This window comes from Pseudoxanthomonas sp. CCNWLW251, assembly GCF_037402255.1.
Taxonomy (GTDB): Bacteria; Pseudomonadota; Gammaproteobacteria; order Xanthomonadales; family Xanthomonadaceae; genus Pseudoxanthomonas_A.
The window spans coordinates 218,972-231,871 of record NZ_JBBEGA010000002.1 but is presented as its reverse complement, the minus strand read 5'-3'; the positions used below and the strand labels follow the sequence as shown (position 1 = coordinate 231,871).

At 67.7% G+C, this 12,900-nt stretch carries 11 protein-coding genes; 2 read left to right on the top strand and 9 right to left on the bottom strand.

What is annotated here, in order from left to right:
• Positions 1-174 precede the first annotated feature (174 nt).
• The 7 genes from WBN46_RS08025 to WBN46_RS07995 form a co-directional block, all read right to left on the bottom strand.
• Positions 175-2,037, bottom strand: a complete 1,863-nt coding sequence (locus WBN46_RS08025) for a hypothetical protein (RefSeq protein WP_337731080.1) — start codon at positions 2,035-2,037, stop codon at positions 175-177.
• A 10-nt stretch (positions 2,038-2,047) separates the two neighbouring features.
• Entirely contained in the window at positions 2,048-3,349 is a 1,302-nt protein-coding gene (locus WBN46_RS08020; protein WP_337731079.1) for an outer membrane beta-barrel protein, read from the bottom strand.
• 20 nt (positions 3,350-3,369) lie between these two features.
• The gene (locus WBN46_RS08015) at positions 3,370-4,137 is read right to left on the bottom strand and encodes a polysaccharide biosynthesis protein (protein ID WP_192201488.1); all 768 of its coding nucleotides are present in this window, start codon (positions 4,135-4,137) and stop codon (positions 3,370-3,372) included.
• 10 nt (positions 4,138-4,147) lie between these two features.
• A complete protein-coding gene (locus WBN46_RS08010; protein WP_192201487.1) occupies positions 4,148-5,737 on the bottom strand; it encodes an XrtA system polysaccharide chain length determinant in 1,590 nt (529 codons plus the stop codon).
• Positions 5,737-6,357: an XrtA/PEP-CTERM system exopolysaccharide export protein gene (locus WBN46_RS08005; protein WP_337731078.1), complete on the bottom strand. Its 621-nt coding sequence runs from the start codon at positions 6,355-6,357 to the stop codon at positions 5,737-5,739. Before WBN46_RS08005 ends, WBN46_RS08010 begins: the two co-directional genes overlap by 1 nt.
• A 95-nt stretch (positions 6,358-6,452) precedes the next feature.
• On the bottom strand, positions 6,453-7,460 hold the full coding sequence (locus tag WBN46_RS08000) for an NAD-dependent epimerase (RefSeq protein ID WP_337731077.1): 1,008 nt from the start codon (positions 7,458-7,460) through the stop codon (positions 6,453-6,455).
• Positions 7,461-7,487: 27 nt separating this feature from the next.
• Positions 7,488-8,777 (bottom strand): nucleotide sugar dehydrogenase, encoded by a 1,290-nt coding sequence (locus WBN46_RS07995; protein ID WP_305079808.1) that lies wholly within the window; start codon positions 8,775-8,777, stop codon positions 7,488-7,490.
• 219 nt (positions 8,778-8,996) lie between these two features.
• Between WBN46_RS07995 and galE the strand changes: the two genes are divergently transcribed.
• Entirely contained in the window at positions 8,997-10,013 is a 1,017-nt protein-coding gene (gene galE / locus WBN46_RS07990) for a UDP-glucose 4-epimerase GalE (RefSeq protein ID WP_337731076.1), read from the top strand.
• A gap of 116 nt (positions 10,014-10,129) precedes the next feature.
• A complete protein-coding gene (locus WBN46_RS07985) occupies positions 10,130-11,185 on the top strand; it encodes a diguanylate cyclase (RefSeq protein WP_337731075.1) in 1,056 nt (351 codons plus the stop codon).
• Between the two features lie 7 nt (positions 11,186-11,192).
• On the opposite strand, the gene WBN46_RS07980 is transcribed toward WBN46_RS07985, so the two are convergent.
• Positions 11,193-12,032, bottom strand: a complete 840-nt coding sequence (locus WBN46_RS07980) for an alpha/beta fold hydrolase (protein WP_337731074.1) — start codon at positions 12,030-12,032, stop codon at positions 11,193-11,195.
• A 14-nt stretch (positions 12,033-12,046) separates the two neighbouring features.
• Entirely contained in the window at positions 12,047-12,853 is an 807-nt protein-coding gene (gene thiD, locus WBN46_RS07975) for a bifunctional hydroxymethylpyrimidine kinase/phosphomethylpyrimidine kinase (protein ID WP_337731073.1), read from the bottom strand.
• Positions 12,854-12,900: the final 47 nt, after the last annotated feature.

The window sequence follows — 12,900 nt, the reverse complement described above, 5'->3', positions numbered from 1 at the left end:
GATCCGCGCAACGGCGGGCGGATCATAACGTGGGGCTTCCGTCAAAACGGACGGGCTGGGTCACAGAAACGCAGGTTGGTTCAGCCGGCGGCAGGGGAGGTCACGGGCCCGTGAGGACGGCTTTGCGACGCGCCGCACTGTTTGCGGTGCTTGCGTCGCCCGCTACGACCCGGGTCATTTCTCGCTGAGTTCCACCTTGTAGCCGGTCTGTCCGCCCGAGACATCCACCCGCCAGCCGCGCCTGAACTCCTGCGCGTCATCGTCGCTCCAGGTGTGGACACGCAGCGTCGCATTCGCGGGCTCCAGCACGCGGATGCGCAGCCGCCCGGCGATGGCTTCGTTCCCCTGGACGGTGGGGCGCTCCGGGACATTGACCTGGAAGATCGCACGGGTCCCCGTGCCCAGCCGGAAATCGTCCTGCACCAGCAGCTTGCGGCCACCGAACTCGATGCGCCGCTGCCAGGACTCCAGGGCCGGATTGTCGCGATACACCGGGGTCAGGTCGGCCGTCGCGGTGATGCCGCCATCGGGTCGCGGCGTCACGGTCACACGGGAGCGCGAGCGCGGTGTTTCGCACTGGTGTACCACGGTGTCGCCGCGCGGCGCCGCGCATTGCTGCGCGTCCGGATTGGCGCGTTCGAAGCGCACCACGTTGTGCACGGGCGAGCCCTGCTGGATGCCGCTGTGGCTCCAGATGTTCTCGGTCACCGCCAGCCAGTCGCGTGCGAACAGGGTGAATCCGCCTTGTTCCTGGTGCGCGTGACTCTCGTTGTAGGGGCCGGCGACGAACGACATCCACATCGCGTCCTTGCCCCAGTCGCTGCGCGCGAACAGGTGGCCGGCACCTTCGGCGTGGTAGACCAGGGCCGGGGGCGGATCGCCGCCATCGCTGGCCGGCAACAGGTCATAGCGACTGTTGAAGCCCTGGCTCATGCGCGGCACCGAGATGCTGCGCAGCCACCACGACGACATCGCGCGCGCATCGGCATCCGTCGTCAGCTGGCGCGCTTCCAGCACCAGGCGGCGGTGATAGTCGAACAGTTCGGGTATCGAACTGCGTGCCTGGTCGCCGATCGGCGCGAAGCGATCCAGCGTGGGCACCGTGGCATGTATCCAGTACGGAATGCTGTCGCGCGCATGCGTGCTGGCCGCAGCCAGGTCCTCGCCCGTGCTGTCCTTCCACAGGCGGTAAAGGCCGAACAGGCGCATCTGCGCAGCGCCATAGCCGGTGCCTTCGCGGCTGCCGCCGCCCGGCAGTTCGGCGTAGTACGCCTTCAGCGGCGGCAGGCGGCGTGTCTTCAGCTCGTCCATCCAGGTCTTGCTGCCGCTGACCAGCGCCCAGTACATGGTCGCTTCGATGAAGCTGTAGTAGTAGTTGTTGCCGGGATTGTCGATGGACCAGCCGGTCCATGCGTGGCTGCGTCCGCCCCACTGCGCCCGGCCCGGGTTCCAGACGTTCCACACCGCCTGCTCGGCAAGGGCGGACCAGCGCTGCCGTTGCGCGGCATCGATCATGCTGGTGCAGGCGTGCAGCGTCATGGCCAGGTCCGCGATGCGGGGACCGACCTCCAGGTACGAATCGCCGGCGATCGCGGGGCGCGAACCGGCCGCAATCGCCGCCTCGGCTTCAGCGACTTCCTTTTCCACCATGCGGACAGCGAGCTTGCAGTACTTCTCGCCACCGCTGAGCAGGAACATCAGGGCGGCGTCGCTGGCGCTGAACGCATAGCCCGGGCTGCCCAACACGGCGGTGTCCACCCAGTTGCGGAAGCGGCCGTACTCCGGCGACCTGCGATCGACGAACGTCAGGTCGATCTTCAACTGGTCGGTCCCTGCCGTTGCCGGCGGGGAGGCAGGCGCGGCCGTCGCCTGCGGCGCATCGGCGGAGGCCTGCGTCGCGCGGGGCTCCTGCGCCGCGGTCGCCTCCGGTGCATCGGCTGCACCGCAATGGCCGATGGCGGCTGCCAGCAGCGCCAGCGTCAGCAACACCGCACTGGGAATGCCATGCGTCTTCAATCTGGAGGGCGTGGCGCGCATGCCGGACACCTCAACGGTTGGAGTAGGCGATGCTCAGGTAGATCAGGTTCTGCGCGACGCTCTGGCCAACGTCGGTGCTGTCGCGCTTGTAGCGCTCGGCGTGCAGGCGCGCCGACCAGCGGGGCGCCCATTGGTATTCCAGGCTCGCGCCCACGCGTGAGGTCTCGTCCTCGCGGTTGAGCTGCGTGTAATCCAGCCGCTCCCAGGTGGCGTAGCTTCCCAGCGTCAGCGAACGACGGATCAGCCACTGCAGGTCGAAGCGCGCGCCGCGCGTCTTCTGGTCGAACGTGTCCGAATCCACGTAGTCGCGCTTCTGTGCGTACGGGGTGACGGAAAACGTCAACCGCGTGCCCGTGTACCGGTAGCCGAGGTCGATGCTGCGGACCTCGTACGGTGAGGCATTCACCACCGCGTCGCCGGTCAGGACGTTCTCCGGCACCGTGGCCTCGGACTGGATGCCGGTCAGTGCATCTGTCGCGGTGTCCGAGAACTGGCTGGACACGGCCGCGATCAGCTGGCTGTGCGGAGACAGGTTCCACTTGGCATCCGCGCGCAGCAGCGGCTCGGAGCGCGACTCGCCCTGCCGGTAGTCGATGCGCGAATAGCCCAGGTCCGCGCCGAGCTCGAAGTTGGCCAGCGTGCGGACATAGCGTCCGTAGATGTCGTAGCGGTTGTAGTCGCGGGCCACGATGTCGTCGTCGAAGTCCACGCGCTGCGCCTGCAGGTTCAACGACACGCGGTTGGTGGGCGAGAGTTCCTTGATCGTGCGGACCGCGGCGGCGAGGCGCTGCGAATTGAACTCGTCGGTCACTTCGGCATCACTGTGCACGTAGCGCAGCTCGGCCTGCCCATGCAGCGAAGACGTCCAGTTGAACAGCACCGTCGGGCCGGCGGAGAACACGTTCACCTGCTGGCGGTTGCCCGGGCCATCGGGTACCAGCGAGTCCACCGGCTGCACCGTCAGGTTGTCCTCGACCACGAAGAACAGGCGCTGCGGAATGGCCACCCAGTTCATGCGGCCGGAGAGCGTGCCATCGACGGTGTCGGCGAAGACGTCGTCCTCGTAGTCGCGGTACTCGGCGCGCCCGTCCAGGCTCAGCTGCAGCGCCGAGATGTTCTCGGTGATGCTGAAGCCGACGCCGGCGCGCAGGTAGCGCTGTTCGATGGGGTCGGCCGGCACCATCGTCACGTTGCTGTTGTGCTCCATGCCGAGGTCCACGGTGTAATCGACCCGCGCGGCGAATGCGTGGCCGGAGAACGTGGCCAGCACGGAGGCCGCGATGGCGGAAACGCGAAGGCGGGTGACGCGCATGCCGATGCTCCTTGGCTGCTTCACGGGATTTCGTTGAACACCACGCCGGCCACCTTGTCGGCCGGGAAACTGCCGATGGCTTTCTCCAGCTTCTCCGGCGTGACCTTGCCGTAGCCCGCGACCAGGACCACCAGGTCGGCGAGCTCGGAGAGGATGCGCGCATCGGGCGAACCGAGTACCGACGGACTGTCGAGGACGAGGTAGCGGTCGGGGTAGCGGCTGCGCAGCGAATCCATCATCGCGCGCATGCGGAACGAACTGAACGCTTCGCCGGTCATCTCGCGCTGGCGGCCGCTCGGAATCAGGCGCAGGCGCGGCACGCCGGTGCGGTAGAGGATGCGGGCGAGATCGGTGTCGCTGTCATCCAGATAATCCATCAGGCCGCCGTGCCCGGCATCCACGCGCAGCGCGGTGTGCTGGGTCGGGTGCAGCGCGTCGCAGTCCACCAGCAGCGCGCTCTTGGTGTCGTCGAACGCGAACGCTGTGGCCAGGTTGCGGGCAACGAAGCTGCCGCCGCAGCCGTGGCTCACCGGCGCCACCAAGGTGACGAAGTTGCGCTCGCCGCCCAGCGCGAGCAGCCGCGTACGCAGCTCGCGGAACGCATCGGCCTGTTCGCGCACGGAATCGTTGCGATGGATGACGCGACGTTCTTCCAGTTCGCGTGGCGTCAATGCCGTGGGCTCGTCCATCAGGGCCAGCGAGCGGGAGGTATCGGCGCGGTAGGGCACGCCGTGCAGTCGGTCGTTGTCCGGGGTCACTGGCTTTTCCATTGTGGCGTGTTGGGTCATGGCGGAGGCCTCAGGCGGCAAGCTGCTTGAGGCCGAACACGAGCCCATACGCGAGCACGACGACCAGGAGGATGCCGACGCTCATCGCGTTGCGGGTCAACTCCTGGCGACGGTCACGCGGCGAGTGGTAGGTCGGCACCACGGTGAGCAGCGGCCGGTCGGTGAGACGCTGCACCTGGTGCGCCGAGCGGATGCGCGGATCGAAGCGTGCGCGCAGGAACAGCAGGCCGAGGGGAATGCCCACCGCCATCAGCAGCCCGCCGATGGCGAAGTGCATGAAGCGCAGGCCCGTCGGGCGCAACGGCATCGTCGCGGGATCCTGTACGCGCAGGGTCAGGCCGCGTTCTTCGCGGTCCAGCTGCATGGAGACGCGGGCGTTCTCGCGCCGGCGCAGCAGATCCTGGTAGATGTCGCGGTTGACCTCGTAGTCGCGCGTGAGTTCGGCCAGCGCGCTTTCGGAATCGGCGATGCGCCGGCTGCGGTTGAGTTCGTCGTTGAGCATCGACTCCGCGATCGACATGCGCGATGCGGTCGCCGCCACTTCACGACGGGTCTGCGCCTGTTGGCTGCGCAGCTCCTGGTACAGCGGGTTCATCTGGGCTTCGTCGAACGGACTCCCGCCCTGCGGCGCGGAGGCGCGACGGTTCTGCTCATTGACCATCGACTGTTGCAGGTCGGCCATCTGGTGGCGCACCCGCACGACGTCCGGGTGCTGCTCGGTGTAGTTCAGCAGCAGGCGGTCCAGTTGACCTTGCAGTTCCAGCAATTGCCCGCGGTACAGGCTTTCGCGCGTCTGCACGGCGGTGACCGCCGATTCGCCGGAGAGCTGCGAGGCGATCGCGCCTTCGCGCGAGCGCTGTTCGAGCAGTGCCATGCGGGTCTGTTCGACCGTGGTGCGCAGCGAGCTGATGCGCGTGTTGGCATCGGTCGCACTGCCGGGCTGGGCGTCGGTGTTGGCCGAGCGGTATGCACGCAGGCGCTCTTCGGCCTCAAGCAGCTTGGCGTGGTAGTCCTGCACCTGCTTGTTGATGAACTCGTAGGCCTCGCGGCTTTCGCGCTCCTTCGCCGCCAGGCTCTCCTTGATGAACATGTCGCTCAGGCGCTCCGTCACCTCGTAGGTGCGCTTGGCATCGCTGTCGCGGTAGGTGATCTGGATCAGGTTGGGGCGCGGGCTGGTGATCGCGATGCGGCCCTTGATCTGCTCCATCAGGCGGTCCTGCTGGACGGCGTTGGGCACGTTTTCCAGCCAGCCGCCGGTTTTCAGCGCATCCTGCAGGACCCGCTGGCTGTAGATCACCTGCCGGGCCATGCCGGCACGGTCCACGACGCCGGTCGCCACCGCGCGGCCTTCCAGCAGCGGCTGGATGATGTCGCTTTCCTGCGCCAGGATCGTCGTCGAGGCGGTGTAGTTCTTCGGCAGCACCAGCAATCCGACCACCAGCGTCAGCAGGGCGACGCCGGCGAAGATGCCGACCAGCGCCACGCGGTGGCGACGTGCTTCGCGCAGCAGGATCGGGGCCAGTTCGTTGGGCGACAGCGCGCCCGCAGGCGCGGCCGGCGCAGCGTATCCGCGCCGCGCGGGAAGATTGCTCTGGCTCATCAGAACGTGCGCTCGGGAACGGTGATGACGTCGCCGGGCGACACCGTGTAGTTGGTGCTCAGGTCGCCGCGGTTGAGGATGCGGTCAAGCCGGACCGCATAGGTCTGGGTCTGCTCGGCGCCCTTGCGGTGCAGGTCGGACCTGTCGGCGGCCGCGAACTCAGTGATGCCACCGGCGGCGAGCACGGCATCCAGCACCGTCATGCCGGGGCGGTAGGGCAGCGACACGGGCTGGCGGACGGCACCGGTGACGCGCACCCGGGACAGATACTCGTGGCTGCGCAGGTCGGTCAGGATCACGGCCACCTGCGGATCGCGCACGTAGGTCGCCAGGCGTTCCTGGATGTCTTTCGCGACGTCCCCCGGGGTGCGGCCGCCGGCCGGCACGTCGCCCACCAACGGCACCGAAATCATGCCGTCGGGACGCACCGGCACGGTGATGCCGAGTTCCGGGTTGCGCCACACGGAGACCTGCACGATGTCGTCCACGCCGATGTGGTACGCATCGGTACCCAGCGTGCTTGTCGCAGGCGGTGGCGTCTCGCTGCCGGAGGATGTGGCGCACGACGCCAGCAGCACGGAAAGGAGGGTGGCGGCAAGGCCGGCAAAGAGGCGTTTCATCGGAGGATCCCCTGGAGTTGCTGATGCCGGTAACAACGGCGGCGACAGGGGAATCCGGCCACTGCGGAGCGCCTTGCCGGCGCTCCTGATCGGGCTTACTCGGCGTAGAACGTCCGGTACCATTCCACGAACCGGCGCACGCCGGTCTCGATGGGCGTCGTCGGCGAATAGCCGGTATCGCGGCGCAGGGCTTCCACGTCGGCTTCGGTGTCGGGCACGTCGCCGGGTTGCATCGGCAGCAGTCGCTTCTCCGCCTTGCGGCCCAGGCAGTCCTCCAGCACCTCGATGTAGCGTAGCAACTGCACGGGCTGGTGGTTGCCGATGTTGTAGACGCGGTACGGGGCGCTGGACGATCCCGGGTTCGGCAGCAGCGGGTCGTACGCCGGATCCGGGCCGGGCACGGTGTCCAGCGTACGGATCACGCCTTCCACGATGTCGTCGACGAAGGTGAAGTCGCGGCTGTGGTGGCCGTGGTTGAACACATCGATGGGCTTGCCCTCGAGGATGTTCTTCGTGAACAGGAACAGCGCCATGTCCGGCCGGCCCCACGGGCCGTACACGGTGAAGAAGCGCAGTCCGGTGGTGGGCATGCCGAACAGGTGGCTGTAGGTGTGCGCCATCAGTTCGTTGGCCTTCTTGGTGGCCGCGTACAGGCTGACCGGATGGTCGACGCTGTCCTCCACCGCGAACGGCAGTTTCCGGTTCGCGCCATAGACCGAACTGGACGATGCGTAGACGAGATGCTCGATGCCGCGGTGCCGGCAGGCTTCCAGGATGTTGGTGAAGCCGACGATGTTGCTGTCGATGTAGGCGTGCGGGTTCTCGAGCGAGTAGCGCACGCCGGCCTGGGCGGCCAGGTTGACCACGCGCTGCGGCTTGAACGCATCGAAAGCCGCTTCCAGTGCCGTGCGGTCTTCCAGCGAGCCGCGCACGAAATGGAAGCCCGCCTTCGGCAGGAGCCGGGCCAGGCGGGCCTCCTTCAATGTGGGGTCGTAGTAGGCATTGAGGTTGTCATACCCCAGCACCTCGTCGCCGCGATCGAGCAGGCGATGGCTGAGGTGGGAGCCGATGAAGCCGGCAGCGCCGGTGACCAGTACGCGCATCAACAGGATCTCGTGGAATCGGGTCGCTTACAGGCAGTCGTCGACGGCGTGGCGGGGCAGGGCCCGCTTCACGTCGAAGAGCACGGCGCCGGGCTTGCCGAGTGCGCGGACACCTTCGGCGCCCCGTTCGGTGAACTCCCGGTGCGCGACCGCCAGGATGATGGCATCGTACTGGCCGGCCTGTGGCTCCGCCACCAGTTCCAGGCCGTATTCGTGCCGCGCTTCGTCCGCATTGACCCAGGGATCGTGCACGTCGACGTGGGTGTTGTAGCTGCGCAGTTCGGACACGATGTCCACCACCCGCGTATTGCGCACGTCGGGGCAGTTTTCCTTGAAGGCCAGGCCCAGCACCAGCACCCTGGCGCCGGCCGTGGGCAGGTTGCGCTTGGCCATCAGCTTGGCCACGCGGCGGGCGACATGGCTGCCCATGCCGTCGTTGATGCGTCGTCCGGCCAGGATCACGTCCGGGTGGTAACCGATCTGTTGCGCCTTGTGGGTCAGGTAGTACGGATCCACGCCGATGCAGTGGCCGCCGACCAGGCCGGGGCGGAATGGCAGGAAGTTCCACTTGGTGCCGGCGGCTTCCAGCACTTCGTGGGTGTCGATGCCCAGGCGGTGGAAGATCAGGGCCAGTTCGTTGATCAGCGCGATGTTGACGTCGCGCTGGGTGTTCTCGATGACCTTGGCGGCTTCCGCCACGCGGATGCTGCTGGCTTTGTGGGTGCCGGCCGTGATGATGCTGCCGTACAGCGCGTCCACGAAGTCGGCCACCTCGGGGCTGGAACCGGAGGTGACCTTCATGATCGTCTCCAGCCGGTGCTGCTTGTCGCCGGGATTGATGCGCTCGGGGCTGTAGCCGGCGTAGAAATCCCGGTTGAAGACAAGCCCGGATTCGCGCTCGATGATCGGCACGCAGACTTCCTCGGTCGCACCGGGATAGACGGTGGATTCGTAGATGGCGACCGCGCCCTTGCCGATGGCGCGGCCGACGGCGCGGCTGGCGGATTCCAGCGGATGCAGGTCGGGGCGCTTGTAGTCGTCGATCGGCGTGGGGACGGTGACGATGAATACGTTGCAGCCCGCCAGCGCGGCCGGATCGTCGCTGAAGTCGAGCTGCGGCGTGTCGCGCAGTTCCTCGGCGGTCACTTCCAGCGTGTGGTCATGATGCCCGCGCAGTTCGGCCACGCGCTTGCCGTTGATGTCGAACCCGAGGGTGGGAAACCTGCGGCCGAAGGCGACGGCCAGCGGAAGGCCGACATACCCCAGTCCAATCACGGCGATCCTGGCCTGGTCCAGGGTAGGCAGTGGTGCGTTCATCGATGTGGAGATCCCCTGTGTGTCGCGTCTGTCGAGAAGTCTATACGGTGGCGCGGTGGGCGCGTTCGCCCGGTTCCCGGCCTGGTGTCGAGTCGATCAACGTCCAAAGCACGCCCGGGAGGACACGCGCCAGGATTGGCCTGAATGTGCCGCTGCCTGCGTAACAAGGGGCAATCGTCCATCGGGAAGATGGCGCGACCTGCGACCGGGGGAGTCGAGATGCGGATCCTGTTGTGCGGCGGCGCCGGCTACATCGGCGCGCACACCTACGTGGTGCTGGTGGAACGCGGCCACGATGTGGTGGTGGCCGACAATTTCAGCAACAGCTCGCCGGGCGTGCTGACCCGGCTGCAGCAGATCACCGGCCACCCGGTGCCTTTCCAGCCGCTGGACCTGCGCGAACGCGAGGCCGTCTCGCGGTTCTTCGAACGCCAGCCGTTCGATGCGGTCGTGCATTTCGCTGCGCTGAAATCGGTGGGCGAATCCTGCGAGCGTCCGCTGGACTATTTCCACAACAACATCGGTGGCACGCTCAACCTGTTGCACGGCATGCAGGCGGCCGGCGTCCGGCGGCTGGTATTCAGTTCCTCCGCCACGGTCTACGGAGACCCCGCCAGCGTACCCGTGCGCGAAGATGCGAGCCTCCAGGTCACCAATCCCTATGGCCGCACCAAGCTGGTGATGGAAGAGCTCATCGGCGACCTGTGCCGCAGCGATGCGGGATTCCATGCCGCGAACCTGCGCTACTTCAACCCGGTGGGCGCGCATGCATCGGGGCTCATCGGCGAAGATCCCACCGGCATTCCCAACAACCTGATGCCGTACATCTGCCAGGTGGCGGTGGGGCGCCGCGACCGGCTGAGCGTGTTCGGCGGTGACTGGCCAACCCTGGACGGCACCGGCGTGCGCGACTACATCCACGTGATGGACCTGGCGCGCGCGCATGCCGATGCGCTGGATTTCCTTGCCCGCGAGCAACGCAACCTGACCGTCAACCTGGGCACGGGCCAGGGGGTCAGCGTGCTGCAGCTGGTGAAGGCATTCGCGGAGGCGGCCGCGCGGGACATTCCCTACGAAGTGGTCGCGCGGCGCCCCGGCGACGTGGCGGAGGTGTACGCGGATCCCTCGTTGGCCCGGCAGGCGCTCGGCTGGCAGGCCGAGCTGGGGGTGGAAGCGATGTGCCGCGATGCGTGGCGCTGGCAATCCCGGAATCCCCAGGGCTACCCGGCGGCGTGATCGATGCGCCGAACGTGACCCGGTTGGCATAAGCGGGGGCGCGGCGTCGTGTCGCGGGCTGGTACCGCCCGCGTGATTGGCCGAGAATCCGCTCAATTCCCACCGCCTGGATCCGCTTGTCCTCCGACGCTGCACGCGACATGGCGGAACAGAACCGCTCACGCTATGGCTTGCGCATGTACCGCATGCGCGCGCTGGGGCTGGGGCTGGGCGCGATATGCGTGGCGGCCGTGCTTTACGAACATTCGGCGTCGCCCGCCCTGTGGGCGCTGCTGGTCGCCAATGGCTTCCTGTGGCCGCACCTGGCCTACCTGCGGGTGAAACTGAGCCGCGATGAACCCATTCAGGCCGAATTCCAGAACCTGACCTTCGATGCGGCGATGGGCGGCTTCTGGATCGCCGCCATGCACTTCGATGCGCTGCCCAGCGTGCTGCTGGCGGTGATGCTGACGATGGACAAGGTGATCATCGGCGGTGGACGCTTCGGCATCCGCACGCTGGGCACGATGATGCTGACCTGCCTGGCGGCCAGCGCAGCGTGGGGTTTCGCCTTCGATCCCTACACCAGCTACCCCGTGGTCCTGGCCTGCCTGCCGTTCCTGGCCATCTATCCGATGGCGATCGGCGTTGCCACCCATTCGCTGTCGCGCAAGGCGCGGCAACAGAAGGACCTGCTGGAGAAGATGGCGCGCTTCGATGCCGCCACCGGGCTGATGAACCGGCAGCAATGGCTGCATGCCGCCACCACCGAGCTCAAGCGCTTCCAGCGCTCGGGCCGGACGGCGGTGCTGGTGCTGATCGACATCGACCGCTTCAAGGACATCAACGACGGCTACGGCCACACGGTCGGGGATGAAGTGGTGGAAGAGTTCGCGCGATTGTTGAAGGCCTGTCTGCGCGATGTGGACACGGGTGGCCGGTATGGCGGCGACGAGTTCGGCGTCGTCATGCCCGATACGCGCTGGGAAGAAGCGATCGTGGCGGCGGAGCGGCTGCGGCGGCAGGTGGCCGCCTGTGCCTTTTCCGCACGCGGCCTGCGCTGCACCGTCAGCATCGGCCTGTCCGAAGCGCATCCCGGCATCGCATCGGTATCGGACTGGATCAACAGCGCGGACAGTGCGCTCTACCGTGCCAAGGCGCAGGGACGCGACAGCATCGTCGTGGGCTGCTGATCCGCGATCAGGACAGCAGGGCGTCGATCACGGCGGCGGGTTGTTTCATCCAGGCGAAGTGATCCGCATGCGTGCCCAGCGCCGCGTGGTGCAGCGTGGTGACGCGGGTCGGGCTTCCGGGCATCTTGGCCGCCAGCGCGCGCAGCGAGCTTTCCGGCGCCAGCCAGTCGTCGTCGAAGAGCACGCCATGGAGTGGTGCCTGGACCCGGCGCATGCCGGCTTCCAGATCCGCCGGCAAGCCGGCGGCGCGATAGCGGCCGCTCAGGCCCACGCGTGCCCAGTCGCGGATCAGGCTGCGTGCTTCGTCGCCGCCAAATCCCAGGCGACGACCGGGCAGCGCACCGCATGCGCGTGCCAGCCAGGGCGCGAACTGGTAGAAGAACGGCAGTGCGTAGCCGCGAGGCGCGGGGAACGCACGCCAGTAAGGCGTGCCGCTGCCGACCAGCCACAGCCCTGCGAATGCGTCGGGATGCTGGCCCAGATGGCAGGCCGCGAGTTGCCCACCCAGGCTGTGCCCGCCGATCACATGCGGCATATCGGGTGCCTGCCGGCGAAGTTCCGCATGACTCGTCGGCAGGTCCATGCCCAGCAGCTCTCGGTAGCCCCAGTCGTGGCGACGGTCCGCGCGCAGCGAGCTGCTGCCGTTGCCGCGCCATTCGTGCACGAACACTGCCATGCCGCGTGCGGCCAGGCCCTCCGCGAACGGCATGTAATGCCGCGCCGCCACGCCGAGGGCGGGGACCCACAGCACGGCGGAGTTCGCCTGTGCGGGGATGCGCGCCATCAACGTGTACGCATGGCCGTCGGGCGTGGTCAGCGGGATGTCCTGCGCTGAAATCGTGGGCATGTGGATGTCGTCCATCAGACGGGCGCGGCGCCGAAATGGTCCAGCACGAGGATGTCGCTGCGTCCCGGGCGGTAGCCGCCCCGAAGCCCGGCGTGCACGTAGTCGGATGCGGCGAGGCAGGCCTCCTTCATCGCCATGCCCTGCGCCCGGCGGGCCGCGATGGCGGACGCCAGCGTGCAGCCGGTGCCATGGGCTTCAAGTGCGAGGCGCGGATGTGCCGTTTCCGCCACGCCTTCCGCATCCGCATACAGGTCGACGACGTCCCCGTCGCCGGGCAGATGGCCGCCCTTGAGGAACACGGCATGCGCGCCCAGCGCCAGCAGGTCCCGCGCCGCGTCGCGCATTGCCTGCACATCGGGGATCGTGCGCCCCAGCAACAGTTCGGCTTCGGGCAGATTGGGTGTCAGCACGTCGGCCAGCGGCAGCAACTGGCGGCGCATCGCGTCCAGCGCGCTGTTCTCCAGCAACCTCGCGCCACTGGTGGCGACCATCACCGGGTCGACGACAACCGTGCCGGGGCGGTGCCGGACGAGTGCTTCGACCACGGTGCCGATCACCTCGGCGGTGGCCAGCATCCCCAGCTTGACCGCGCGGATATCGAAGTCCTCGAAGCACGCATCCAGCTGCGCGCGCAGGAATTCCATCGGCGGCACGTTCACTGCGGTCACGCCCCGGGTGTGCTGCGCGGTCAGCGCCGCGATTGCGGAGAGGCCGTGCACGCGGTGCGCCGCGAAGGTCTTGAGGTCGGCCTGGATGCCGGCGCCGCCACCGGAATCGGAACCGGCGATGGTCAGGGCGGAGACAGTGGAAGGTGAGCGCATGCGGTCATTATGCCGTCAGCCTCGCGCCGGATGGCCCCGTTGGCGCG